The following is a 25771-nucleotide window of genomic DNA, read 5'->3' as shown; positions in this document are numbered from 1 at the left end:
CACCTTCCGTCAAATCGTCCTGAAGACCAACAGTAGCAGACAGGCGAAGACCGGCACCGCCGCCGTCAGGCTGTCGATACGATCGAGAATACCGCCGTGTCCGGGAATCAAGTGCCCGCTGTCCTTAATGCCGGCCTCGCGCTTAAACATACTTTCCGTCAAATCGCCCAGCACCGAAGCCAGGGCGGCTACCACCGAACAGACCAGCAGCACCGTTGGCGTAACGTCAAGATGGGCCCACACCCCGTAGGCCCAGGAGATCACCGCCGCGGTCAGCAAACCGCCAAAAAAGCCCTGCCAGGTTTTTCCCGGCGAAACCTTCGGCGCCAGCTTGTGCTTGCCAAACATTTTGCCAAACATATAGGCGCCGGAATCCGCTCCCCAGACCAGAATCATCACGTACAGGAGCCACAGCGCACCGCTGTAATGGTTATCGGTATAGTGCCAGGCGCGCAGCGCCAGCATGCCCCAGAAAAACGGGACAATGGTCAGGATACCGAAGATGAGGCGCAGCACTTTAGAGTGACGCCAGAATGCCGCCGACGCCGGATAAGAGAGCACCAGCAGCAGCGCGACGATCCACCAGGCGAAAGAGGCCCACAGCGAGCCTTCAACCATCGGTTGATGAACGTCATAATGGTATTCCGGCAGCAGAAACAGCATCGCCGCCAGCAGAAGGCCGCACAACACCGCCAGCCAGACCCGCTGCGACGTCGAGGTGAAACCACTCAGTTGCCCCCACTCCCATGCGGCGAGCATACAGACCACCAGGGTCACGATAGCAAACCCCATAGGCGGCAATAAAAACAGCGCCGCAATGACGACGGGGATTAAGACGAAAGCAGATATCAGGCGATACTTCAGCAAAAGTGACCCCCATCAGGCATGACTGCCACCCGGCTCAGTGCCGCCGAAACGACGCTCTCGATTAACAAAGGCATGGAGTGCACCTTCAAAGTCCTGTTCAGCAAAATCGGGCCAAAGAACATCCGTAAAGTAAAGTTCGGCATAGGCAATTTGCCAAATCAGAAAATTACTTATTCGGTGCTCTCCCCCGGTCCTAATAACTAAATCTACGGGAGCCAGTTCATGCATGCAGACCTGCTGACTCAGCATGTCTTCCGTGATCTGCTCAGGCAGCAGCGTTCCGTCCTGTACCTGTTTCGCCAGCAAACGAACGCCCTGGGTAATATCCCAGCGACCGCCGTAATTGGCCGCAATATTCAGCGTTAAGCCGGTATTGTTCGCGGTCAGCGCTTCCGCTTTGCGGATACGCTCCTGCAGGCGCGCATTGAAGCGCGTGGTGTCGCCAATAATCCGCAAACGCACATTGTGTCGGTGCAGGCTTTTGACTTCGCTATCCAGCGCCCAGACGAACAGCTCCATCAGCGCACTGACTTCCTGAGCCGGACGGTTCCAGTTTTCGCTGCTGAACGCGTATAACGTTAACGCCTCAATCCCATTATTCGCCGCGAAAGAGACCGCGCGACGCACGGATTTCGCACCGGCCTTGTGCCCGAAAGCGCGAATTTTACCTTGCCGTTTCGCCCAACGGCCGTTGCCATCCATAATAATGGCGACATGACGGCAGCCATGTGTGGGCGATATTTCGCTGACAGTTTGATTAGCAGACAACATCACGCGTTTTAAGTCCATAATAAGGATTAACTAGCCACCAAACAGAGGCCACCGGGCCGCGCTGGATACGCCTTTTTATCCGGTGCCGGGGCTGCAGCCAATCGCAGAGAACAACCAAAAGCTTTACGCAAAAAAGCCGTGTTTTGCCACGGCCACCGTAATCTTTAACAACAAAATGCAACGATCGGGTGGCGCAGACTATATCACTGAAGCTTTGCGCCCACAAATATCACCGCGTTACGCCTGGGTGACCAACCGTTTCAGCTGTTGATGAGCAACCGCGCGGGCCTCAGCGTCGATAACCAGAACGTCATCAATGCTTTGCGGCTCCTGCAGGTTCATCTTATCCAGCACAGTCTGGTTAACCGCCGCAATATCGGTAAAGCGGATATCGCCATGCAGAAACGCGGCAACCGACTCTTCATTGGCCGCATTCAGCGTGGTGGTCGCCGCCTGGCCGACGTCAAACGCCTCCATCGCCAGCTTCAGGCACGGATACCGCGTATAGTCTGGCGCGGAGAAGCTCAGATTGCTCAGCTGGCAGAAGTCCAGCGGCTTAGCGCCGGAGTTAAGCCGTTGCGGCCAGCCCATGGTATGGGCGATCGGCGTGCGCATATCCGGCTCTCCAAGCTGCGCCAGCACGCTGCCGTCCTGATAGCGAACCATCGAGTGGATCACCGACTGCGGATGGATAAGGACCTCCATCTGCCGGGCCGAGGCGTTAAACAGCCAACGCGCTTCAATATATTCCAGGCCTTTGTTCATCATCGTAGCGGAGTCAACGGAGATCTTGCGTCCCATCGACCAGTTAGGATGACGGCAGGCCTGATCCGGCGTCATCGCCGCCAGTTCAGCTACCGCTGTATCACGGAAAGGCCCGCCCGAGCCGGTCAGCAGGATGGATGAAACGCCATTCTGCGCCAGGTCAGCGTATCCCAGATGCTGCTGAATTGTCTCCGGCATACTCTGAAAAATCGCGTTATGTTCGCTATCGACCGGCAGCAATCGCGCCCCCGACCGTTGAACCGCCTCCATGAACAAGCGACCGCAGGTCACCAGCGACTCTTTATTCGCTAACAACACCGTTTTCCCGGCGCGGATCGCCGCCAGCGTCGGCACCAGCCCCGCCGCGCCGACGATAGCCGCCATCACCTGATCGACCTCCTCCAGCGCTGCGACCTCTGCCGCCGCCTGCTGGCCGCTCAGCACCTCGGTACGGCAGCCATGTTCCTGCAGACGGGTGCGCAATCGCTCAGCGCTTTGCGCATCGTCCATCACGGCGTAACGGGGGGTAAATTCAAGGCATTGTTCAACCATACGGTCAACGTTTTTCCCCGCGACCAGCGCGGCGACGGAAAAGCGACCGGGATTATGGCGCACCACGTCCAGCGTGCTACAGCCAATGGAGCCGGTCGAACCGAGAACGGTTAATTGCTTCATGAGACGTCCAGAAGAGTGGAAACAGAATAAAAAGCAAAACGCCGCCAGCAAGCCCCTACGCAGCAATTATCAGGGATAAGACGGCGGCATTAGGCCTTCAACTTAGCGCTAAAGGCTACAAGGCCAGCGGTCGCAACGCAATCCCGAGAATTGAGCGTACAGTCTTCTGTACGGCGTTTCGGATTTTACTCAGACCAGACGCTGTCAGGCCCGAGTAAGGGCAGAGCATCAGAACTGCATCAGTTCTGCTTCTTTGTCTGCCAGCGCCGCGTCAACTTTCTTGATGGCGGCGTCAGTCATTTTCTGCACGTCGTCCTGAGAACGGCGATCGTCATCTTCGCTGATCTCTTTCTCTTTCAGCAGCGCTTTGACTTTGTCGTTGGCGTCGCGGCGAACGTTACGTACGGCAACGCGCGCCTGCTCAGCTTCACCACGCACGATCTTGGTCAGATCTTTACGACGCTCTTCGGTCAGCGGCGGCAACGGAACACGAATATCGCTGCCGGCAGAGCTTGGGTTCAGACCGAGGTCGGACGCCATGATCGCTTTTTCAACGGCCGCGGACATAGAACGGTCAAAGACGTTGATTTTCAGGGTACGGGAGTCTTCGACGGTGACGCTGGCCAGCTGGCGCAGCGGGGTCGGCGTACCGTAGTATTCAACAACAATCCCGTCCAGCAGGCTCGGAGAAGCACGACCCGTGCGAATTTTGCTGATTTGGTTTTTGAATGCTTCGACGCATTTTTCCATGCGGATTTCAGCATCTTTTCTGATATCGCTAATCACGTTACGAATCCTTGAAAGCTTGTCTCAGTCAGACCAGACGGGGCACCCGTCGGAAAATGAGCTAAGTATAGTCAGATTTAATGAAAATCACCGGGTAATATCCCCGCGAAAGTAAAGCGGAATATTACCCGGATTTGGCGCTGACGGGAATTATTCCGTGATCAATGTGCCTTCTTTTTCGCCCATCACCACGCGACGCAGGGCGCCAGGTTTGTTCATGTTGAAGACGCGAATCGGCAATTTATGGTCACGCGCCAGGGTGAAGGCCGCGAGATCCATCACTTTCAGCTCTTTTTCCAGCACTTCGCTGTAGGTCAGCTGATCGTACATCGTGGCGGAAGGATCTTTGGCCGGATCAGCGGTGAATACGCCGTCAACCTTGGTGGCTTTCAGCACCACATCGGCTTCAATTTCAATACCGCGCAGGCAGGCTGCGGAATCGGTGGTAAAGAACGGGTTGCCGGTACCCGCGGAAAGGATCACCACGCGGTTGTTGCGCAGCAGGCTGATCGCCTCTGCCCAGCTGTAGTTGTCGCACACGCCGTTCAGCGGAATGGCGGACATCAGACGAGCGTTCACATAGGCGCGGTGGAGCGCATCGCGCATCGCGAGGCCATTCATAACCGTTGCCAGCATGCCCATGTGGTCGCCCACAACGCGGTTCATACCCGCTTTCGCCAGACCAGCACCACGGAACAGGTTACCGCCACCAATTACTACGCCAACCTGAATACCCAGCTCAACCAGCTCTTTGATCTCCTGAGCCATGCGGTCAAGTATGCTTGCATCAATACCGAAGCCTTCTGAGCCCTGCAGCGCTTCGCCACTTAATTTCAGCAGAATACGTTTGTAGACGGGTTTTGCATTGGTAGCCATGTTTCTTTCCTGAGACTGTCAACGAATGAGATGTGAGAATTCCGGCGACATTGTATGTCGCATTTCAGCGCGGTCACTATAAGCAGTTGGCTGAATTTACAAAATGGGCGCAAAAAGAAGCCGCCCTCAGGCGGCTCCTTGTAAAAATTAAGACTGCTTGGACATCGCAGCAACTTCTGCTGCAAAGTCAGTCTCAACTTTCTCGATGCCTTCGCCCACTTCAAAGCGGATGAAGCCAGTCACGTCAGCGTTGTGCTCTTTCAGCAGCTGACCAACAGATTTGCTCGGCTCCATGACGAAAGGCTGACCAGTCAGAGAAACTTCGCCGGTGAATTTCTTCATGCGGCCTTCAACCATTTTCTCTGCGATTTCTTTCGGCTTACCGGACTGCATCGCGATGTCCAGCTGAACCTGGTACTCTTTCTCTACCACTTCAGCAGACACGTCTTCCGGCTTAACGAATTCCGGCTTGCTTGCAGCAACGTGCATTGCCAGCTGCTTAACCAGCTCTTCGTCAGCGCCTTTAGCGGCAACCAGAACGCCGATGCGCGCACCGTGCTGGTAGCTGCCCAGAACGTCGCCTTCCAGAACAGCGATACGACGGATGTTGATGTTCTCACCGATTTTAGCAACCAGGGCAACACGTTCTTCTTCGAACTGCGCTTTCAGAACTTCAACGTCGGAGATTTTACCCGCAACAGCGGCGTCCAGTACTTTGTCAGCAAATGCCTGGAAACCACCATCTTTAGCAACGAAGTCAGTCTGGCAGTTAACTTCCAGAATGTAACCGTAGTTGCCTTCGATTTTGGTTTTGATCACGCCGTCAGCAGCCACGTTGCCTGCTTTCTTCGCCGCTTTGATCGCGCCGGATTTACGCATGTTTTCGATTGCCAGCTCGATGTCGCCATTCGCTTCAGTCAGCGCTTTTTTGCAATCCATCATGCCTGCGCCAGTACGTTCGCGCAGCTCTTTTACCAGGGAAGCGGTAATTTCAGCCATTCTAAAATCCTCGGGAGATGTGGATACTGCCCGGCCAACGGCCAAACAGCGTAAATTGAAAAAAGGGGCCGATAATGGGCCCCTATTCATACACGGTACTAATAAGGGCTTAAACCTTATTATTCAGCTTCTACGAAGCTTTCTTCCGCCTGAGAAGCCAGGTCCTGAGAGCGACCTTCACGAACGGTAGCAGCAACAGCGCCCAGGTACAGGCTTACTGCGCGGATTGCATCGTCGTTACCCGGGATAACGAAGTCTACGCCGTCCGGATCAGAGTTGGTATCAACGATAGCAAATACCGGGATGCCCAGGTTGTTTGCTTCTTTGATAGCGATGTGCTCGTGGTCAGCGTCGATTACGAACAGTGCGTCCGGCAGGCCGCCCATGTCTTTGATACCGCCCAGGCTGTTTTCCAGCTTGTCCAGCTCACGAGTACGCATCAGCGCTTCTTTCTTGGTCAGCTTGTCGAAAGTACCGTCCTGGGACTGAGTTTCCAGGTCTTTCAGACGTTTGATGGACTGACGAACGGTTTTCCAGTTAGTCAGCATACCGCCCAGCCAGCGATGGTTCACGAAGAACTGGTCGCAGCTCAGAGCAGCGTCTTTTACCGCTTCGCTTGCAGCGCGCTTAGTACCTACGAAAAGGATTTTACCTTTACGAGCAGCGATCTTGTTCAGTTCAGCCAGAGCGTCGTTGAACATCGGTACGGTTTTCTCAAGGTTGATGATGTGAACTTTGTTACGCGCACCGAAGATGAACGGCTTCATTTTCGGGTTCCAGTAACGGGTCTGGTGACCGAAGTGAACACCAGCCTTGAGCATGTCGCGCATGGAAACAGTTGCCATGTTTAAAACCTCTATAGATTAAATTGGGGTTATGCCTCCACGTATCCCATATTACCGACCCCAAAGGGCACCCCGGAATATGTGCCGATACGTGTGTGTTGTTACACAAAGTGAGATTTGTCGCTCCCGTCCATCCTGTGTATCTGAGATGGATCGGAAGTCCGGCGCGCTTTATACCACAAAATCCACCCAGACACCAACTCTTGTTGACGTCGCGTGCTGTTAATGATTCTCAGTTTGGCACCAGCCTGCCCGGACTGTTACCATTGACAGGACTTACTCTATTATTGTCGAAAATATCGACACTGCTGGACATACTCCATGGCTATCTCTATTAAGACATCTGAAGATATTGAAAAAATGCGCGTTGCCGGTCGCCTGGCCGCTGAAGTGCTGGAAATGATCGAACCCTGGGTTAAGCCGGGCGTCAGCACTGGCGAACTGGACCGCATCTGTAACGACTATATCGTTAACGAGCAGAAGGCCATTTCCGCCTGCCTCGGCTATCACGGCTATCCGAAATCCGTCTGCATTTCGGTCAACGAAGTGGTCTGTCATGGTATCCCTGACGACGGCAAACTGCTGAAAGATGGCGATATCGTGAATATCGACGTGACCGTCATTAAAGATGATTTCCATGGCGATACCTCCAAAATGTTTATCGTCGGCAAACCGACGATTCTCGGCGAGCGCCTGTGCCGCATCACTCAGGAAAGCCTGTACCTGGCGCTGAAGATGGTGAAGCCGGGCATCAACCTGCGCACCATCGGCGCGGCGATCCAGAAATATGTGGAAGCGGAAGGGTTCTCTGTGGTTCGCGAATACTGTGGTCACGGCATCGGCCGCGGCTTCCATGAAGAGCCGCAGGTGCTGCACTACGACTCGCCGGAAACCAACGTCGTGCTCAAACCAGGCATGACCTTCACCATCGAGCCGATGGTCAATGCCGGTAAAAAAGAGATCCGCAGCATGAAAGACGGCTGGACGGTGAAAACCAAAGACCGGAGCTTGTCTGCGCAGTACGAGCATACTATTGTGGTGACAGACAACGGCTGCGAAATTCTGACGCTACGTAAGGATGACACCATCCCGGCGATAATCTCGCACGATGAATGATGAAAAGCCGGCGCCCGCCGGCTTTTTTATTAGATAGTTTTTTCTTATGGTGACGCGATGAGCAACTCATTACCTGACACAGCCTCCCCTCTTCTGCCCATCCCGCCGGAACATCCGGTAAGCTGGCCGCAGAGCGATCTGAACTGTGCTGCAATAAAGGCGCACATCGATACCTTTCAGCACTGGCTGGGCGAGGCGTTTGACGCCGGTATCGCCGCGGAGCTGCTCATTGCGGCGCGCACCGAATTTATCGACCAGCTGCTGCAGCGGTTGTGGATCGCCAGTGGATTCGAATCCGTCTGCGACCTGGCGCTGGTGGCCGTCGGCGGCTACGGTCGCGGCGAGCTGCATCCGCTTTCTGACGTCGATCTGCTGATCCTCAGCCGCAAAAAGCTGCCGGACGACCAGGCGCAAAAGGTCGGCGAACTGCTGACGCTGCTGTGGGACGTCAAACTGGAGGTAGGCCATAGCGTACGCACTCTCGAAGAGTGTCTGCTGGAAGGGCTTTCAGATCTCACCGTCGCCACGAACTTAATCGAATCGCGCCTGCTGATCGGCGACGTCGCGCTGTTCCTTGAGCTGCAAAAACATATTTTTAGCGACGGCTTCTGGCCATCAGAAAAGTTCTTCGCCGCCAAGGTCGAAGAGCAGAACGTCCGTCATCAGCGTTATCACGGCACCAGCTATAACCTCGAGCCGGACGTGAAAAGCAGTCCCGGCGGCCTGCGCGATATCCATACGCTACAGTGGGTGGCTCGCCGCCATTTCGGCGCCACCTCAATGGATGAGATGGTCGGCTTCGGTTTTCTGACCGAAGCCGAGCGCAATGAGCTCAACGAGTGTCTGCATCAACTGTGGCGTATCCGCTTCGCGCTGCATCTCGAACTCACTCGCTATGACAACCGCCTGCTTTTCGACCGCCAGCTCAGCGTCGCCCGCCGGCTCGGCTATGAAGGCGACGGCAACCAGCCGATTGAGCATATGATGAAGGACTTCTTCCGCGTCACCCGCCGGGTGAGCGAGCTGAACCAGATGCTGCTGCAGCTGTTTGAAGAGGCCATCCTTGCGCTGACCGAGGATGAAAAACCGCGCCCTATCGATGATGACTTCCAGCTGCGCGGCACGCTGATCGATCTGCGTGACGATACGCTGTTTATTCGCGAGCCGCAGGCCATTCTGCGCATGTTTTATATTATGGTGCGCAACAGCACCATCACCGGCATCTACTCCACGACGTTGCGCCATCTGCGTCACGCCCGCCGCCATCTGACCCAGCCGCTGTGCTATATCCCGGAGGCGCGCACGCTCTTTCTCAGCATGCTGCGCCATCAGGGGGCAGTGAGTCGCGGACTGCTGCCGATGCATCGTCACAGCGTGCTGTGGGCCTATATGCCGCAGTGGTCCCATATCGTCGGCCAGATGCAGTTCGACCTGTTTCACGCCTATACCGTCGATGAACACACCATCCGCGTGATGCTCAAGCTGGAGAGTTTTGCTAAAGAAGAGACTCGTAGCCGCCACCCGCTGTGCGTGGAGCTATGGCCGCGCTTAACGCACCCGGAGCTGATTTTAATCGCCGCCCTGTTCCACGACATCGCCAAAGGGCGCGGCGGCGACCACTCGATCCTCGGCGCGCAGGATGTGCTGAAGTTTGCCGAGCTACACGGGCTGAACTCCCGGGAAACGCAGCTGGTCGCCTGGCTGGTGCGTCACCACTTGCTGATGTCGGTCACCGCCCAGCGGCGCGATATTCAGGATCCGGAGGTGATTAAGCAGTTCGCCGAGGAGGTGCAAACGGAAAATCGCCTGCGCTATCTGGTGTGTCTGACCGTCGCCGATATCTGCGCCACCAACGAAACCCTGTGGAACAGCTGGAAGCAGAGCCTGCTGCGCGAACTCTATTTTGCCACTGAAAAACAGCTGCGTCGCGGCATGCAAAGCACCCCGGACATGCGCGAACGCGTGCGTCACCATCAGTTGCAGGCGCTGGCCCTGCTGCGGATGGACAATATTAATGAAGAGGCGCTGCATCAGATCTGGAACCGCTGCCGCGCCAACTATTTCGTGCGACATACGCCGACGCAGCTCGCCTGGCACGCCCGCAACCTGCTGCGCCACGATCTGAATAAGCCGATGATCCTCCTGAGCTCGCAGGCCACCCGCGGCGGAACGGAGATTTTTATCTGGAGCCCGGATCGCCCTTACCTGTTCGCCGCGGTGTGTGGCGAACTGGACCGTCGCAATCTCAGCGTCCACGATGCGCAGATCTTCACCACCCGCGACGGTATGGCGATGGACACCTTTATTGTCCTCGAACCCGACGGCAGTCCGCTGTCCGCCGATCGCCACGAAGCGATCCGCCAGGGTCTGGAACAGACTATCACGCAGCGCAGTTGGGAACCCCCGGCGCCCCGTCGTCAGGCGGCAAAACTGCGTCATTTCTCGGTGGACACCGAGGTAAATTTCCTGCCGACCCATACCGATCGGAAATCGTTTCTCGAGCTAATAGCCCTTGACCAGCCCGGGCTGCTAGCCCGTGTCGGTCAGGTATTCGCCGACCTCGGAATTTCGCTTCACGGGGCGCGAATTACGACAATTGGTGAGCGAGTAGAAGATTTATTTATAATCGCTACCGCCGACCGGCGTGCCCTTAATAATGAGCTGCAACAAGAAGTGCAACAACGGTTGACAGCGGCCCTCAATCCAAACGATAAAGGGTGACGTATTTTTTTTAGTGAATGGAAAGAAACAATGCAGCAGTTACAGAACGTTATTGAGTCCGCTTTCGAGCGTCGCGCCGACATCACGCCGGCTAATGTGGATACCGTGACCCGCGAAGCGGTTAACCAGGTTATCGCCCTTCTGGATTCCGGCGCGCTGCGCGTCGCTGAGAAGATCGACGGTCAGTGGGTGACGCATCAGTGGCTGAAGAAGGCGGTACTGCTCTCTTTCCGTATTAACGATAACCAGGTTATCGATGGTGCGGAAAGCCGCTACTTCGATAAAGTCCCGATGAAATTCGCTGAATATGACGAAGCGCGTTTCCAGAAAGAAGGTTTCCGCGTGGTGCCGCCGGCAGCGGTTCGTCAGGGCGCGTTCATCGCCCGCAACACCGTGCTGATGCCGTCCTATGTGAACATCGGCGCCTACGTTGACGAAGGCACCATGGTTGACACCTGGGCCACCGTCGGCTCCTGCGCGCAGATCGGTAAAAACGTTCACCTGTCCGGCGGCGTCGGCATTGGTGGCGTACTGGAGCCGCTGCAGGCGAACCCGACCATCATCGAAGATAACTGCTTCATCGGCGCGCGCTCTGAAGTGGTTGAAGGGGTGATTGTCGAAGAAGGCTCCGTGATCTCCATGGGCGTTTACCTCGGTCAGAGCACCAAAATCTACGATCGCGAAACCGGCGAAGTCTTCTACGGCCGCGTGCCGGCTGGTTCGGTAGTGGTATCAGGCAACCTGCCGTCGAAAGATGGTAAATACAGCCTGTACTGCGCGGTGATCGTGAAGAAAGTCGATGCCAAAACCCGCGGCAAGGTCGGCATTAACGAACTGCTGCGCACCATCGACTAAAGCAAATAAAAAGCGGGAGATATCCCGCTTTTTTTATATTTGATGCTGGCGAAAATGGATTTTTTCGTTAATTATTCAATGGTTATGATGCTATCAAAGGTACCGTTATGTACGATAATCTGAAAAGTCTTGGCATTACCAACCCTGATGAGATCGATCGCTATAGCCTGCGGCAGGAAGCTAACAACGACATTCTGAAAATTTACTTTCAGAAAGACAAAGGCGAATTCTTCGCCAAGAGCGTGAAGTTCAAATATCCGCGTCAGCGCAAAACCGTCGTCGCCGACGGCGTCGGCCAGGGCTACAAAGAGGTCCAGGAGATCAGCCCGAACCTGCGCTACGTTATCGATGAGCTGGATCAGATCTGCCAGCGCGATCGCACTGAAATCGATCTCAAGCGTAAAATCCTCGACGATTTACGCCATCTGGAAAGCGTGGTCACCAATAAGATCAGCGAAATCGAAGCCGATCTGGAAAAACTTACCCGTAAGTGACAGCGTTCCCGGCGGCGCACCGCCTGACCGGGCAACCAATATAATCTGCCGCTTACGCCATGCATCCTCCAGGCCGGGTAAGGCGAACCGCCTCCCGGCATTTTTATCTCGACGCCCTATCGTTGCTCATCCAGCTGCAGGGCTATATAGAGCAGCAGCCGATCGTCAAAGCTGCCGAGATCCAGACCGGTCAGCTCCGAGATACGGTTCAACCGATACTCCAGGGTATTGCGATGAATAAACAGCGCCTTTGACGTCGCCAGGGGCTGCACGTTATGGCGAAACCACGCCTGCAGCGTTCGCCGCAGCAGCCCGTTGTTGTCCATCGCCTTGAGACGCGCCAGCGGACGGGCCAGCTCATTGGCCTGCCAGCCGCCGCGCAGGCTGTCAAGCAGCACCGGCAGCATCAGATCCTGATAGAAGTAACAGCGGCTCTCCGGCATCCGCTGCTTGCCCACCATCATCGTCGTGCGTGCGGTACGGTAAGAGCGGGCGATACTCCCGGGACCGGTGAAGAAGTTGCCCAGCGCCACGCGGAAGCGGAGCTGCCCATTCTCTTTCATCCTGGCGATAAGCTGCTCGACGCGCCGGACGTGATCGTCTGCGTCCCAGCGGCCAAAGCTGTTCAGCGCCGGTTTCAACACCACCATTTCCGTGAGCGAGACAATGGCCACCAGATTATTGCGATCGGGGGTGGTCAGCGCGTTCTGCAGCTGCTGTAGCTCCGCCATCGCGCTGTCCACGCCGAGCTGGCCGCTGTCCACCTCAATCATCGCCACTACGCGCGGCTGATTCAGATCAATTCCTAAACGCTGCGCCCATTCGTTCAGCGCCGGGGTATGCTCTTCCGCCTGAATCAGGTTCATCACCAGCTCTTCGCGCAGACGGCTGTCCTGCGCCAGGAGATGCATCAGTCGCGACTGCTCAAGCATCATCTCAGCCGTCATGCACACCAGCTCGCCATATTTTCGCAGCGACTCCGGCTCGCCGGTCAGGCCGATCACCCCGACAATCTCCCCCTCCAGGCGCAGCGGCAGGTTAATGCCCTGGCGCACCCCGTGGAGATGGCGAGCCACCGCATCGTCGATATCCACCACCCGCCCCTGGGAAAGCACCAGCAGCGCGCCTTCGTGCAATTCACCAATCCTTTCCCGATCGCCGCTGCCGATAATCCGCCCGCGGGCATCCATCACGTTGATGTTGGTATCGATGATGCGCATCGTCCGCGCCACAATATCCTGCGCCATTTTGGTATCAAGATGCCAGCCAGCCATGTAATCCTCCCCTTTGCAGGGCACCAGCATAAAAGAGTCGTTGCTCTGCTGCATTGTGCATATGCCTGAAGCCCGGGTGAGATATGTGGAGTTGTGGAAGCGGTCACAGAACGAAAAAAAGCCCCTGCCCTCGGCGAGGGAAGGGGCTGGAGAGCGAGCGCTGACTGTTACTGCAACAGCAGATAGATAGAGGCGTCGCCGCGCTGAATATTCAGCGCCAGCACGGACGGTTTGGCGTCGAAGATTTTCCGCAGATCGGCGATGTTTTTCACCGGCTGCTGGTTCGCCCCGACGATGACGTCGCCTTTCTTGAGGCCAATCTGCGCCGCCGGGGTACCGGCTTTCACATTATTGACCACCACACCTTTGTCCTGACCCTTGTTGCTCATTTCCGCCCCTTCAATCCCGTTGAAGATGGTGCTGGAGTCAACCTGGGTCTGGTTGCTCTGCTGCAGTTCGACGGTCACGGTCACCGGTTTGCCGTCGCGCAGCAGACCAAGCTCAACTTTGCTGCCGATAGGCATGGTGCCGACCTGGGCACGCAGCGCGGCGAAGCTGCTGATCGCCTTCCCGTTGAGAGAGGTGATCACGTCGCCGGCTTTAATGCCCGCTTTCGCGGCCGCCGAACCCGGCATCACCTGGCTGACAAAGGCGCCGCGCTGAGCGTCGACTTTCATCGCTTTCGCCAGCTCAGAGTTCAGTTCGGTCCCCATGATGCCGAGCTCGCCGCGTTTCACCTGGCCATATTTCACCATCTGCTCGGTCAGGTTTTTCACCATGTTGCTTGGGATAGCAAAACCGATACCGATGTTGCCGCCGTCCGGCGCCAGAATGGCGGTGTTGATGCCGATCAGCTCGCCGTTAAGGTTCACCAGCGCGCCGCCGGAGTTCCCGCGGTTAATCGCCGCATCGGTCTGGATAAAGTTTTCGTAGTTTTCCACGTTCAGGCCGCTACGGCCCAGCGCGGAGACAATCCCGGAGGTCACGGTTTCGCCCAGACCGAACGGGTTACCGATAGCCACGGTGTAGTCGCCGACGCGCAGCGCATCAGAGTCGGCGAGCTTAATCGCCGTCAGGTTTTTCGGATCCTGAATCTGAATCAGCGCGATATCGGAGCGCGGATCTTTGCCCACGACTTTGGCATCAAACTTACGGCCATCGCTCAGTTGAACCTTAATCGTGGTGGCGTTGTCCACAACGTGGTTGTTGGTCACCACATACCCTTTGGCCGCATCAATGATGACGCCGGAGCCCAGCGCCATGAATTTCTGCTGCTGGCCGCCGTCAGGCTGACCGCCCTGTCCGCCGCCCTGGCAAAACGGCGAACTCTGGAAAGGAGAACCGTCCTGGCAGAACGGCGAGTTATCGCCAAAGAACTGCTGGAAGTTACGTGGCATCCGTGGGGTATTAACGGTGGTGCTACCTTCAACGTTAATGCTCACCACCGACGGCATCACCTTCTCCAGCATCGGGGCCAGGCTTGGCATCTGCTGTGCATTAGTGGCCGAAGATGCCGTTTCTGCCGCGCTCGCAGAGAGCGGGGACAACGCCAGACCTAAACTCAGAGCCAGTGCACTCATTGCTAACGTGGTTTTTTTCATCAGTTTCAATCTCAATATCAGAAAACGAAAGTTGCTGTGTACGTGACTATCAGAGTCATTTTATAGCGCTAAGTTCCGGAATTAAGTTTCTGGAAAAAGTAAAAATTTATTGTCCATCTTTACAAAACTCCAGCTTATTCCACCGCCATTAGCCGCCGATATTCATCCCACGCATACAAATCCGTCATCCCGCTGATATAATCCTGAATCAGACGGCAGCGATAATAGTATTCCATCAGCGCAAATTCAGGCGCCGTGCACTCCAGCTTATTTACCGCTTCCACATAGGCCAGCCGGTGGCGGGTTGATAGTTTCTGATACAGCCGGGAGGCAATGGGTAAACGCCGTACCCGCTCCTGCGCCACTAATTCGCTGAAATCCTCGAGCGATAATTTCAGCAGCGGCTGATAGATATCGAGCAGGCCGCTGATCACCCGGTAGCCCTGCAATTCCAGCTGCTCGACATCCGGATGGCTAAACACCTGTTTCATCGCCACATTTTTATAAAGCTCCAGCAGCTGACTGCAATCGCTGTCGTCCTCAAGCAGCGCATGATTAAAGTCGCCCGTAAAGATGGCCGGCAGGTTGTCAATAAATCGGCGCGCCGCGTAGGGTACCAGCTTATTCAGCGTGTTCACCCGCAAATACATAAAAAACTGATCTTCCGCGCTCTGTTTCAGGGAATTGGCTCGTGATTTCTCCCAGGCATTTTCCACTACCTGCGAGAATAACGATCCTTTTTCATGGCAGCCCCAGGCGTCGTAAAGATGCTGATAAAGCTGCTCAGCGCTGAAAATACGTTTCTCCACCGCGTCCTCGAGATCCGCGACGCAATATGAGATGTCATCCGCGGCTTCCATAATCCAGGTTAATGGGAACCGATTGTAAGGCGCCAGATCCAGTTCTTTACGCAGGCGCGCCACATACTCCTCTTCGGCTAAATAGTAGCCAGGCTTTTTCATTAAATAGCTGTGGCTGGCTGGCGTCGCCTCAGACCACCACGCCGGCCGAGTATATTTCAGAATACAGCCGACCTGCGCCCAGGTTAGATTCATGCGCATCAGCGTATGGACCAGACGAATGCCCTGGGCGTTGCCCTCAAAGCTGCAGAGATCCTGGCGCACTTTACGGCGCAGCGCGTTTAGCGACGTTTCCCCTTCCTGCAGGCGTAATGCCTGCACTTCACAGCGATCGTCGGTCAGCGGCTGCCCGAGCGCATCGCCGGGCGCCAGACGCTGGCGGAACCAGTCGTTAATCGCCGCCTCGCCAAAATGGCCAAACGGGGGATTGCCGATATCGTGCATCAGGCAGGCCATCTCCACCACGCTCTCGAATGGCCCGGTCAGCTCTTCCAGGCCATACTCTTCCAGCAGCCTCAGCTCTTTCAGCCGGCTCAGCACCTCTTTGGCGATATAGCGTCCCACCTGCTGCACCTCCAGCGAGTGGGTCAGGCGGGTACGCACCGCCGCGTTGCGCTCCAGCGGGAAGACCTGAGTTTTTTGCTGTAAGCGACGGATTGCCGGCGAGTTGACGATCCGTCCCCGATCGCTTTCGAAGATCCGCAGGATGTCGCGCTCCGTCTCGACACGCGGCGGCGAACGGAAGCGTCGACGCCAGTTTATCTTGTTGCGAAAATCAATCTTTGCCATAGCCTCTCCCGCGCGAGCAATACGCTTCCCCTTAAGCGCATGATAGACTATGCAACTAATCCTGACACATCGCGAGTAAATCTATGAAAATTGGCATTATTGGCGCTATGGAAGAGGAAGTTACCCTTCTGCGCGACAAAATCGAAAACCGCCAGACTATCACTATTGGCGGGAGCGAAATCTATACCGGCCAACTTCACGGCGTTGACGTCGCGCTGCTGAAGTCTGGTATCGGGAAAGTGGCCGCGGCGATGGGCGCGACCCTGCTGCTGGAGCGCTGCCAGCCTGACGTGATCATTAATACCGGCTCTGCCGGCGGCCTGGCGCCGACGCTGAAGGTCGGCGATATCGTCGTCTCCGATGAAGCGCGCTACCACGACGCCGACGTCACCGCCTTCGGCTATGAGTACGGCCAGTTGCCTGGCTGTCCGGCCGGCTTTAAAGCGGACGAAAAACTGGTGGCCGCGGCGGAGAGCTGCATTAACGCGTTAGATCTCAATGCCGTTCGCGGCCTGATCGTCAGCGGTGATGCCTTCATTAACGGCTCTGTCGGTCTGGCGAAGATCCGCCATAATTTCCCGCAGGCGATCGCTGTGGAAATGGAAGCGACCGCCATCGCTCACGTCTGCCATAACTTTAAGGTTCCTTTCGTGGTGGTTCGCGCCATCTCCGATGTGGCCGACCAGCAGTCTCACCTCAGCTTTGAGGAGTTCCTTGCGGTCGCCGCCAGACAGTCCACCCTGATGGTGGAGAATCTGGTACAGAACCTGGCACGTGGCTAAGTCGCTCTCCTTCGCGCTTGCCGCGCTGCTGTTACTCGCCCCGGCGTGGCTGCTGGCCGCGCCGCGGGTGATCACCCTCTCCCCCGCCAATACCGAACTGGCCTTTGCCGCCGGGATCACGCCGGTCGGCGTCAGCAGCTATTCCGATTATCCGCCGCAGGCCAAAACGATTGAGCAGGTTGCCAGCTGGCAGGGAATGAACCTGGAGCGCATCGTAGCGCTCAAGCCAGACCTGGTGCTGGCCTGGCGCGGGGGCAATGCCGAACGTCAGGTTAACCAGCTGCAGTCGCTGGGGATCCACGTCCTCTGGGTGCAGACTTCGACCATCGAAGAGATCATCGCCACCCTGCGTCAGCTGGCGCAGTGGAGTCCACAGCCGGAAAAAGCACAGCAGGCGGCGCAGGCGATGCAGCAGGAATACGATGCGCTGAAAGCGCGCTATGCCAGCGCGCCGAAGAAACGCGTCTTCCTGCAGTTCGGTTCCGCACCGCTATTCACCAGCGGCCCCGGCTCAATTCAGGATCAAGTGCTGAGGCTGTGCGGCGGCGAGAATATCTTTGCCGCCAGCCGCGTTCCCTGGCCGCAGGTGAGCCGCGAACAGGTGCTGGCCCGTCAGCCGCAGGCGATTGTGGTGACCGGCGACGCCAGCCGCATCGCCGAAGCGCAGCGCTTTTGGCAACATCAGCTCACCATTTCGTTGATTGCGTTACACAGCGACTGGTTTGAACGCGCAAGCCCACGTATTATCCTCGCCGCCAAACAACTTTGTGCGGCGCTCGACCAGGTAAAATAACCATCCGGCATACCGGATGTTCAGTGGGAATCAACGATGCTTGTCTATTGGCTGGATATTATTGGCACAGCTGTCTTCGCGATCTCCGGCGTTCTGCTGGCGGGGAAATTGCGTATGGACCCATTCGGCGTGCTGGTGTTAGGCGTGGTGACGGCCGTGGGCGGCGGTACCATCCGCGATATGGCGCTGGCGAATGGCCCGGTATTCTGGGTCAAAGATCCCACCGATCTGGTGGTGGCGATGGTCACCAGCATGCTGACCATCCTGCTGGTCCGCCAGCCGCGCCGGCTGCCGAAATGGATCCTGCCCGTTCTTGATGCCGTCGGTCTGGCGGTGTTTGTCGGCATCGGGGTGAATAAAGCGTTTCTCGCCGGCAGCGGCCCGCTGGTCGCGGTGTGCATGGGCGTGGTGACCGGCGTTGGCGGCGGGATAATCCGCGACGTGTTGGCGCGCGAAATTCCTATGATTCTGCGCACCGAGATCTACGCCACCGCCTGTATTGTGGGCGGCATTGTCCACGCCACCGCGCACGACACCTTTCATCTCCCGCTGGAGAATTCGGCGATGATGGGGATGGTGGTGACCCTGGTGATTCGTCTGGCGGCGATCCGCTGGCACCTGAAGCTGCCGACGTTTGCGCTGGACGATAACGGACGGTCATAAAAGCAAAACGGTAACCTGAGGTTACCGTTTTTAACGTTGGCACCCTCTCGCAGAAGGGGAAGACGCCCGGTCGCACTCGCTTTACACGCTGAACGAGGATCCACAGCCGCAGGTGCTTTTCGCGTTCGGGTTGGTCACGATAAAGCGCGAACCTTCCAGCCCTTCGGTATAGTCGACAGAGCCGCCGACCAGATACTGCAGGCTCATCGGGTCAACCACCAGGCCGACACCCTGTTTCTCAATGGTCATATCCCCTTCGTTAACCTGATCGTCGAAGGTGAAGCCATACTGGAAACCGCTGCAACCGCCGCCGGTAATATACACGCGCAGTTTCAGGTTCGGATTATCTTCATCCGCAATCAGGTGTTTTACTTTATTGGCTGCGGCTTCGGTAAACTCCAGCGGCAACGCTACGTCATCACTCATTTTTTGCTCCCATTGATACTTCCGGCCGGTTAAAGAATAACCGGGCCTTTTGAGCCATTATCTAATACCCTGGTAAATCGTTCAAGTATTCTCCCGGGGCGCCTGCTGCGCTTTTGCCGCCTGCTCGGCCTCCTGCTTCGCCAGAGTACGTTGCAGAATGGTCGAATACAAAGGCTTACCGCCGAGGAATTGCGCCAGTAGTGTTGCGCCAAGGCAGGTAATAATCATTGGCAAAATGAGCTGATAGTTATCGGTCATCTCCAGCACCAGCACAATCCCGGTCAGCGGCGCGCGCACCGAGGCGGCGAGCAGCGCGCCCATGCCGGCGATAGCGAAGGTGCCGGCATCGAGATGGTAGGACGGAAACAGCGGGATAGCCGCCATGCCGAACGCCGTGCCCAGCAGCGTGCCGAGCGCCAGCATCGGGGCGAAGATGCCCCCCGGCGCGCCGGAGGAGAAGCAGATCAGCGTGGTCACCACGCGGGCAATAAAGATAAACAGCAGCAAACCGACGGAGAAGTTACCGGCGGCGGCGATGGGGATCAGGTTAAAGCCACCGCCCACCGCGGAGGGCTGCATCAGCCCCAGCAGACCGCAAAGCCCGCCGATGATCCCGCCCATTAACACCCATTTTTTGATGTTGCCGCCGTGAATGCGCTGGAACAGATCCTGGGTGCGCAGCACCAGAAAATTAAACAGCGGGCCGAAGCAGCCAAACAGCATCCCCAGCACCAGGTACAGCCACAGCGTATTCACCGGGGCATTGCTCAGCTTGCCCACCTCTATAATTGCCGCCTCGCCGTTAAAAATGCGAAACACAATGCTCGACATGATCACGCCGGTAAATACCGCTTTAATGGAGATCAGGTTGTAGCGGAACTGCGGGCGCATCTCTTCGATGATAAACAGGATACCAGCCAGCGGCGCGTTAAAAGCCGCTGAGAGACCCGATGCTGCGCCGGTCGCCAGCAGCGTGTGCCGCGCTTCCGGACTGCGCATGCGGAAAATATCCAACACCATGCGCCCAATGTTGCCGCCAAGCTGCACCATCGGCCCTTCGCGTCCCAGCACCATTCCGGCGCCCAGGGTCCCCATGCCGCCGATGAATTTAACCGGCAGCACGCGCCACCAGCGCACCGGCCGCAGCTCCTCCAGCGCCCCTTCGATCTCAGGGATCCCCGATCCGCCAGCCTCCGGCGCAAAGCGGCGCACGAGGAAATAGCCGACCATCGCCAGCAGCGCCGACAAGATAAACGCCAGCGGCCAGACCAGATACCAGTGGTCCGCTACCTGCGCCAGCGCGCCGATCCGCTGGTTCTGCACCCAGTTCACGCTCTTTTCAAACGCCACGCCCACCAGCCCGGCCAGCGTGCCGACCACCGCCGCCATAAACAGCACCGCCAGCGGCGTTTTATCGCGCTGAATTAAGCGGCGCACCGCATCGCCGCGACGCACCCGCACGAACTGATGTGCTTCAAAAGAGGGAGTTTCTGCTTTCATGCCGTTATCAATTATTGGTAATACAAATGAAGAGAGAGGCATTTTAGCCGCCCCGGCGCGCTGCGTCGTCAAAAAAATGCCCTTGCGGCACATTGTTTCAATTGGGCAAAACTTTCATAACCATCCTGGAATAACTTAGAATAGCCGATAAAACATTTTTCACGAACCAGGACCCTGGCCATGAGCAAATCTGAAAATCTGTACCATGCTGCGCGCGAACTGATCCCCGGCGGCGTTAACTCGCCGGTGCGCGCCTTTACCGGCGTCGGCGGCACCCCGCTGTTTATCGAACGCGCGGATGGCGCTTACCTCTATGACGTGGATGGAAAGGCCTATATCGATTATGTCGGCTCGTGGGGTCCGATGGTGCTGGGCCACAACCATCCGGCGATCCGCAACGCGGTGATCGAGGCGGCGTCACGCGGCCTGAGCTTTGGCGCGCCGACCGAAATGGAAGTGAAAATGGCGGCGCTGGTGACCGAGCTGGTACCGACCATGGATATGGTGCGGATGGTGAACTCCGGTACCGAAGCCACCATGAGCGCGATTCGCCTGGCGCGCGGCTTCACCGGCCGCGACAAGATCATCAAGTTCGAAGGCTGCTACCACGGCCATGCCGACTGCCTGCTGGTGAAAGCCGGTTCCGGCGCGCTGACCCTCGGCCAGCCGAACTCGCCGGGCGTGCCGGCTGATTTCGCCAAACACACCCTGACCTGCACCTATAACGACCTCGCCTCGGTGCGCGCGGCGTTCGAGCAATATCCACAGGATATCGCCTGCATCATCGTCGAGCCGGTCGCCGGTAATATGAACTGCATTCCGCCGCAGCCGGAGTTCCTGCCGGGCCTGCGCGCGCTGTGCGACGAATTTGGCGCCCTGCTGATCATCGACGAAGTGATGACCGGCTTCCGCGTGGCGCTGGCGGGCGCGCAGGCTTATTACGGCGTGGAGCCGGATCTGACCTGTCTCGGGAAAATCATCGGCGGCGGGATGCCGGTAGGCGCTTTCGGCGGCCGTCGCGAGGTGATGGACGCTCTGGCGCCCACCGGCCCGGTTTATCAGGCCGGTACCCTCTCCGGTAACCCGATCGCCATGGCCGCCGGCTTCGCCTGCTTAAGCGAAGTGGCGCAGCCGGGCGTACATGAAACCCTCACCGAGCTGACCAACCAGCTGGCGCAAGGTCTGCTTGATGCGGCGCGTGACGCCGGGATCCCGCTGGTGGTCAATAACGTCGGCGGCATGTTCGGCATCTTCTTTACCGATGCCGAAACTGTCACCTGCTATCAGGATGTGGTGAAGTGCGATGTCGAACGCTTCAAGCGCTTCTTCCATCTGATGCTGGAGGAAGGCGTGTACCTGGCGCCGTCAGCATTTGAGGCTGGCTTTATGTCCGTGGCCCACAGCGAAGAAGATATCGACAATACCATCGACGCCGCGCGTCGGGTGTTTGCCAAACTGTAAGCTCCCTGCATGCCGGGTGGCGCTCCGCTTACCCGGCATGCCAAACCCGCAATGGCACGGACCGTAGGTCGGGTAAGGCGTTAGCCGCTACCCGACAAAAAAACGGCACCGTGCGGTAGCCCGGATAAAGCGCAACGCGCCGCTATCCGGGATCTTTCGCGCTAACGCCACGCGTTAGCGGCTCTGCTTTCTCAGCAAATAGATAAAGTACGGCGCGCCGATAAAGGTTGATAACAGCCCCGCCGGGATCTGGTAGGGAAACATGATCATTCGTCCGCACCAGTCGGCGAAGACCAGCAGCAGCCCGCCAGTCAGCCCGGAGATCACCATATGCGGCAGCGTGCGCCGGAAGCCCATCATCCGTGCGATATGCGGCGCCATCAGCCCGACGAAGCTCAGCGGGCCGATGGTCAGCGTCGCCGCCGCCGTCAGGCAGGCCGCCAGCAGCAGCAGAACAATCCGCGATGAGGTCAGCGCCATGCCCACCGCTCGCGCCGCCTCCCCGCCCAGCGGCAGGATGGTCAGCCAGCGGCGACAGAGCGGCGCCAGCGCCAGCAGGAGCAGCATCACCGCGCCGCTGCGGACCACCCTCTCCGGCGTCGCGCTGTAGGTCGACCCTGAGATCCACGTCAGGATCTGCGCCATGCGCGGATCGCCGCTGGCCTGCAGCATCATCAGCAGCATGGTGAAGGCGGTACTGAGCGCCATCCCCGCCAGCAGCATCCGATGCGGCGAAAAGCCGCCGCGCCCGGCGGCCAGCATAATGATCAGCAAGGTGCCGGCCGCGCCAAGGCTCCCGGCCGGCAGCAGCCAGCCAAAGGCGTCGCCAGGGACGAAGAACAGCATCAGCACCACGCCAAAGGCGGCGCCGGAGCTGATGCCCAGCACTTCCGGACTGGCCATCGGATTGCCGGTCAGGCGCTGGATAATACAGCCGGCGACCGCCAGCATCACCCCGGCGAACAGCGCCGACAGCACTCGCGGCCAGCGCCAGGGCAGCAGTTGCTCCAGCAGATCGCCGTGAGCCCACAGCCAACCGTGGGCATCGCGACCAAAGGCCAGCGCCACGCTCACCGCCAGCAGCAGCAACGCGACGCCCCCGAGAACAAACCCTTGCACGTGATAGCGCTCAGGCTGCACGTTATCGCCGCCGTTCATCACCGGGGCGCTGATGCTGCGAAGCCGCGGCAGCAGCCACAGCAGCAGCGGCGCGCCAATCAGGGCGGTGACCGAGCCGGTGGAGACTTCCCGCCATACCCTGCTCAGCCAGAGGATCACCTGATCTGAAAGCCACAGGAGCAGCGCGCCGATCAGCGCCGCCAGCAGCAGCCGGGCCAGCAGTCGACGGGCGCCGAGCATTTTCGCCAGCAGCGGCGCGAACAGGCCGATAAAGCCGATAATCCCGACCGCGTTGACCAGCAGCGCGCTCATCACGATCGCCAGCGTCAGGGCGCCGAGGCGCGCCAGAGACAACGCCAGCCCAAGGTTGCGCGCCACTCCGTCATCAAGCCCCATCAGGGTCAGCGGACGCAGCAGCAGCAGCGTAAGTACTGCGCCGCCCAGCAGCAGCGGCCACAGGCGCTGCGCCACGCTCCAGTCGGTTTGCGTCAGCGTCCCGGTGCTCCACAGGAACATGCTCTGCAGCTGGTCGTGATGGAAAATCACCATCAGCTGGTTAAGCGCCCCGCAGTAGAGGCTGACCACCAGGCCCGCCAGGATCAGCGTTACCGGCGACAGGCGCTTGCCCCAGGAGACGCCAAACACCAGCGCTCCCACCAGACAGGCTCCGGCCAGCGCGGCAAACTGCGACGCCAGCATGCCGGGGATGGCCCACAGCGTAGTGACTGTGATCCCCAGTTGCGCGCCGGTGGCGACGCCAAGGGTGGTTGGCTCCGCCAGCGGATTGCGCAGCACCTGCTGGAACAGTACGCCGACCAGTCCCAGCCCGGCCCCCACCAGCAGTGAAATGGTCACCCGCGGCAGCAGGCTGTAATGAAACAGCATCTGGGCAATCCGATCGCTATCCGGCTGCCACAGCGCCTGCCGCCATTGCGCATAGGGCAAGGCGACGTTGAGATTGACGATGCTCAACGCGAAGGCGGCAACCAACAGCCCGGCCAGCAGGATAATGGCTAACGGTGAAATACGCCTATTCATGCCGGATTCCCCTGGGCCTCGGCCAGCACGCGGGCAAAATGCATCGCCGACAGCGTCGCGCCATAGAACCACACCGCCGGAACGCGCTGGAAGCGCCCCGCGCGCACGAACGGCATCGCCTGCCACAGCGGGGTCGCCAGCAGTTGGGTCATCTCCCGCTCGTTACCATGATCGAAACAGATCACATCGGCCTCGTTAAATTCCGCCAGCCGGTTGATGCCAACGCTGACGCTGCCCCAGAACGCCGCTTCGCCGCGCCAGGCGTTTTTGATGCCAAAGCGATCGAGCACTTCCTGGAACAGGCAGTTTTCGCCAAAAACCAGTACATGGCGCGGATCGAGCAGGGAGATCATCAACAGCGGACGGTCGCCGCGCCCGGCAAAACGCGGCTTCAGGCTCGCCATCAGCGCCTCAAACTCCGCCAGGTGGCGCTGAGCCTGTTGTGGTTTGCCCAGCAGGTCAGCCATCTCCAGCAGCGAGCGCTGAGCCATCGCCAGCGGACGTTTGCCATCGCTGAAGGTAAATCCGCGGCCGGGGGCGATACGCGCCAGCTTCTCCGGCGACGGGCCGTAGCCTGCCGACCAGACGATAAATGACGGTTTCATCTGCGTCAGCAGTTCAAGATTGGGTTCGGTACGCAAACCGACATCGATCACCGAGTCGGGCAGCGCGGGTTCGTTCACCCACAGGCGATAGTTGGGGATATCGGCCACGCCGTAAGGCGTGACGCCCAGCGCCAGCAGCAGCTCCGCCGGCAGCCACTCCAGGGCGACCACGCGCTGCGGGTCAACGTTCGCCGCCTGCGCGCCGCGCATCTGCCACAGCAGCGGCGAGAGCGCCATCGCGGTCAGCAGGCGGCGTCGGGTTATCTGAGTCGGGGTCATCATCAATAGACAAAGCTTACCGGCGCCGCGCCGGCCGGGTGCGGCAGGATCCCCATCGGGATGCCGTAGATTTGTTCCAGGGTGTCGCTGCGCATCAGTTCCGCCGGCGTCCCCTGGGCGATCATTTCTCCGCCGCGCAGGGCCACCAGATAGTCGCAGTAGCGGGCCGCCATATTAATGTCGTGCAGGACGGCGATCACCGTCAGGCCGCGCTGCTGGCTGAGGCGATGCACCAGCGCGAGGACATCAACCTGATGGGCGATATCCAGCGCCGAGGTGGGTTCATCGAGCAGCAGACAGCGGCTATCCTGCGCCACCAGCATGGCGATCCACGCCCGCTGGCGTTCGCCGCCGGAGAGGCTGTCCACCAGGCGATGGGCGAGCGGCTTCAGCCCCACCAGCGCAATCGCCTCTTCCACTTTCTCGCGGTCCGCCGCGCCAAAGCGACCCAGCGCGCCGTGCCACGGGTAGCGGCCGATGGCCACCAGCTCACGCACCGTCATACCTTCGGCCGGCGGCAGCTGCTGCGGCAGATAGGCCACTTTGCGGGCAAAGGCTTTGCTGCCCCAGCTCTCCAGCGGCTGCCCGTCCAGCAGCACATCGCCTGCGGAAGGCGGCTGATGACGGCCAAGCATTTTCAGTAACGTCGACTTGCCGGAGCCATTATGACCGATCAGGCCTGTGACTTTTCCAGCCGGGAAGGTGAGCGAGAGCGGATGGAGCAACGTGCGGCCAGGCACACGGAAAGTGACGCGATCCAACGCGAAGGTGGTTTCTGCGTGCGGAGTCTGTTCCTGCATAGCGATAACCT

At 58.4% G+C, this 25771-nt stretch carries 23 protein-coding genes; 8 read left to right on the top strand and 15 right to left on the bottom strand.

The features are described 5' to 3' along the window. Window positions 1–9: 9 nt before the first annotated feature. The 7 genes from cdsA to rpsB form a co-directional block, all read right to left on the bottom strand. Window positions 10–867: a phosphatidate cytidylyltransferase gene (gene cdsA / locus ABLV76_RS16385; protein WP_023292047.1), complete on the bottom strand. Its 858-nt coding sequence runs from the start codon at window positions 865–867 to the stop codon at window positions 10–12. 12 nt (window positions 868–879) lie between these two features. Next, window positions 880–1638, bottom strand: a complete 759-nt coding sequence (ispU, locus tag ABLV76_RS16380; protein WP_002889316.1) for a (2E,6E)-farnesyl-diphosphate-specific ditrans,polycis-undecaprenyl-diphosphate synthase — start codon at window positions 1636–1638, stop codon at window positions 880–882. Window positions 1639–1875: 237 nt separating this feature from the next. After that, on the bottom strand, window positions 1876–3078 hold the full coding sequence (ispC, locus tag ABLV76_RS16375; protein ID WP_017900652.1) for a 1-deoxy-D-xylulose-5-phosphate reductoisomerase: 1203 nt from the start codon (window positions 3076–3078) through the stop codon (window positions 1876–1878). Window positions 3079–3306: 228 nt separating this feature from the next. Continuing rightward, window positions 3307–3864 (bottom strand): ribosome recycling factor, encoded by a 558-nt coding sequence (frr, locus tag ABLV76_RS16370; RefSeq protein ID WP_002889308.1) that lies wholly within the window; start codon window positions 3862–3864, stop codon window positions 3307–3309. Window positions 3865–4014: 150 nt separating this feature from the next. Continuing rightward, window positions 4015–4740 carry a UMP kinase gene (gene pyrH / locus ABLV76_RS16365; RefSeq protein WP_002889306.1) on the bottom strand — a complete coding sequence of 242 codons (726 nt, stop codon included), beginning with the start codon at window positions 4738–4740 and terminating at the stop codon, window positions 4015–4017. Between the two features lie 147 nt (window positions 4741–4887). Further along, a complete protein-coding gene (gene tsf / locus ABLV76_RS16360; RefSeq protein WP_004151930.1) occupies window positions 4888–5739 on the bottom strand; it encodes a translation elongation factor Ts in 852 nt (283 codons plus the stop codon). Between the two features lie 119 nt (window positions 5740–5858). Beyond that, complete coding sequence (gene rpsB / locus ABLV76_RS16355) at window positions 5859–6584, bottom strand: 30S ribosomal protein S2 (protein ID WP_004204447.1); 726 nt, start codon at window positions 6582–6584, stop codon at window positions 5859–5861. Between the two features lie 321 nt (window positions 6585–6905). On the opposite strand from rpsB, the gene map reads away from it, so the two are divergent. The 4 genes from map to ABLV76_RS16335 all read left to right on the top strand — a co-directional run bounded on the left by map (window position 6906) and on the right by ABLV76_RS16335 (window position 11770). After that, complete coding sequence (gene map / locus ABLV76_RS16350) at window positions 6906–7700, top strand: type I methionyl aminopeptidase (protein WP_004204446.1); 795 nt, start codon at window positions 6906–6908, stop codon at window positions 7698–7700. Window positions 7701–7757: 57 nt separating this feature from the next. Beyond that, complete coding sequence (glnD, locus tag ABLV76_RS16345; RefSeq protein WP_032455578.1) at window positions 7758–10421, top strand: bifunctional uridylyltransferase/uridylyl-removing protein GlnD; 2664 nt, start codon at window positions 7758–7760, stop codon at window positions 10419–10421. Window positions 10422–10451: 30 nt separating this feature from the next. Next, the gene (dapD, locus tag ABLV76_RS16340; RefSeq protein ID WP_335810724.1) at window positions 10452–11276 is read left to right on the top strand and encodes a 2,3,4,5-tetrahydropyridine-2,6-dicarboxylate N-succinyltransferase; all 825 of its coding nucleotides are present in this window, start codon (window positions 10452–10454) and stop codon (window positions 11274–11276) included. 107 nt (window positions 11277–11383) lie between these two features. Then, entirely contained in the window at window positions 11384–11770 is a 387-nt protein-coding gene (locus ABLV76_RS16335; protein ID WP_002889292.1) for a DUF3461 family protein, read from the top strand. A gap of 116 nt (window positions 11771–11886) precedes the next feature. Here ABLV76_RS16335 and cdaR read toward each other — a convergent pair whose 3' ends face one another. The 3 genes from cdaR to dgt all read right to left on the bottom strand — a co-directional run bounded on the left by cdaR (window position 11887) and on the right by dgt (window position 16294). Continuing rightward, window positions 11887–13044: a DNA-binding transcriptional regulator CdaR gene (gene cdaR, locus ABLV76_RS16330; protein WP_004204443.1), complete on the bottom strand. Its 1158-nt coding sequence runs from the start codon at window positions 13042–13044 to the stop codon at window positions 11887–11889. 167 nt (window positions 13045–13211) lie between these two features. Then, entirely contained in the window at window positions 13212–14645 is a 1434-nt protein-coding gene (gene degP / locus ABLV76_RS16325) for a serine endoprotease DegP (protein ID WP_004145870.1), read from the bottom strand. A 134-nt stretch (window positions 14646–14779) separates the two neighbouring features. Then, on the bottom strand, window positions 14780–16294 hold the full coding sequence (dgt, locus tag ABLV76_RS16320; RefSeq protein ID WP_348878385.1) for a dGTPase: 1515 nt from the start codon (window positions 16292–16294) through the stop codon (window positions 14780–14782). Between the two features lie 83 nt (window positions 16295–16377). On the opposite strand from dgt, the gene mtnN reads away from it, so the two are divergent. The 3 genes from mtnN to ABLV76_RS16305 are packed head-to-tail and all read left to right on the top strand — an operon-like array spanning window position 16378 to window position 18532. Beyond that, window positions 16378–17076, top strand: a complete 699-nt coding sequence (gene mtnN, locus ABLV76_RS16315) for a 5'-methylthioadenosine/S-adenosylhomocysteine nucleosidase (protein WP_004204440.1) — start codon at window positions 16378–16380, stop codon at window positions 17074–17076. After that, window positions 17069–17869, top strand: a complete 801-nt coding sequence (gene btuF, locus ABLV76_RS16310; protein ID WP_004204438.1) for a vitamin B12 ABC transporter substrate-binding protein BtuF — start codon at window positions 17069–17071, stop codon at window positions 17867–17869. The genes mtnN and btuF overlap by 8 nt, the downstream gene beginning before the upstream one ends. Before the next feature lie 36 nt (window positions 17870–17905). Continuing rightward, window positions 17906–18532, top strand: a complete 627-nt coding sequence (locus tag ABLV76_RS16305; RefSeq protein WP_004204437.1) for a TRIC cation channel family protein — start codon at window positions 17906–17908, stop codon at window positions 18530–18532. Between the two features lie 81 nt (window positions 18533–18613). Here the strand turns inward: ABLV76_RS16305 and erpA are convergent, their stop codons facing one another. After that, window positions 18614–18958, bottom strand: coding sequence for an iron-sulfur cluster insertion protein ErpA (gene erpA, locus ABLV76_RS16300; RefSeq protein WP_002889275.1), 345 nt, complete (start codon window positions 18956–18958; stop codon window positions 18614–18616). Between the two features lie 81 nt (window positions 18959–19039). Next, a complete protein-coding gene (clcA, locus tag ABLV76_RS16295) occupies window positions 19040–20458 on the bottom strand; it encodes a H(+)/Cl(-) exchange transporter ClcA (RefSeq protein WP_004204436.1) in 1419 nt (472 codons plus the stop codon). 180 nt (window positions 20459–20638) lie between these two features. Between clcA and hemL the strand changes: the two genes are divergently transcribed. Further along, window positions 20639–21919, top strand: a complete 1281-nt coding sequence (gene hemL, locus ABLV76_RS16290; protein WP_017900647.1) for a glutamate-1-semialdehyde 2,1-aminomutase — start codon at window positions 20639–20641, stop codon at window positions 21917–21919. 174 nt (window positions 21920–22093) lie between these two features. Here hemL and fhuB read toward each other — a convergent pair whose 3' ends face one another. The 3 genes from fhuB to fhuC are packed head-to-tail and all read right to left on the bottom strand — an operon-like array spanning window position 22094 to window position 25760. Further along, window positions 22094–24076, bottom strand: coding sequence for a Fe(3+)-hydroxamate ABC transporter permease FhuB (gene fhuB / locus ABLV76_RS16285; RefSeq protein ID WP_065697329.1), 1983 nt, complete (start codon window positions 24074–24076; stop codon window positions 22094–22096). Further along, window positions 24073–24963 carry a Fe(3+)-hydroxamate ABC transporter substrate-binding protein FhuD gene (gene fhuD / locus ABLV76_RS16280; RefSeq protein WP_065697328.1) on the bottom strand — a complete coding sequence of 297 codons (891 nt, stop codon included), beginning with the start codon at window positions 24961–24963 and terminating at the stop codon, window positions 24073–24075. Before fhuD ends, fhuB begins: the two co-directional genes overlap by 4 nt. Then, window positions 24963–25760 carry a Fe3+-hydroxamate ABC transporter ATP-binding protein FhuC gene (fhuC, locus tag ABLV76_RS16275; protein WP_004204431.1) on the bottom strand — a complete coding sequence of 266 codons (798 nt, stop codon included), beginning with the start codon at window positions 25758–25760 and terminating at the stop codon, window positions 24963–24965. Before fhuC ends, fhuD begins: the two co-directional genes overlap by 1 nt. Window positions 25761–25771 lie beyond the last annotated feature (11 nt).

It is taken from the genome of Klebsiella sp. GB_Kp047, assembly GCF_040065235.1.
In the GTDB taxonomy this organism is placed as follows: domain Bacteria; phylum Pseudomonadota; class Gammaproteobacteria; order Enterobacterales; family Enterobacteriaceae; genus Klebsiella; species Klebsiella quasipneumoniae.
This window is presented reverse-complemented; position numbering and strand designations above follow the sequence as displayed.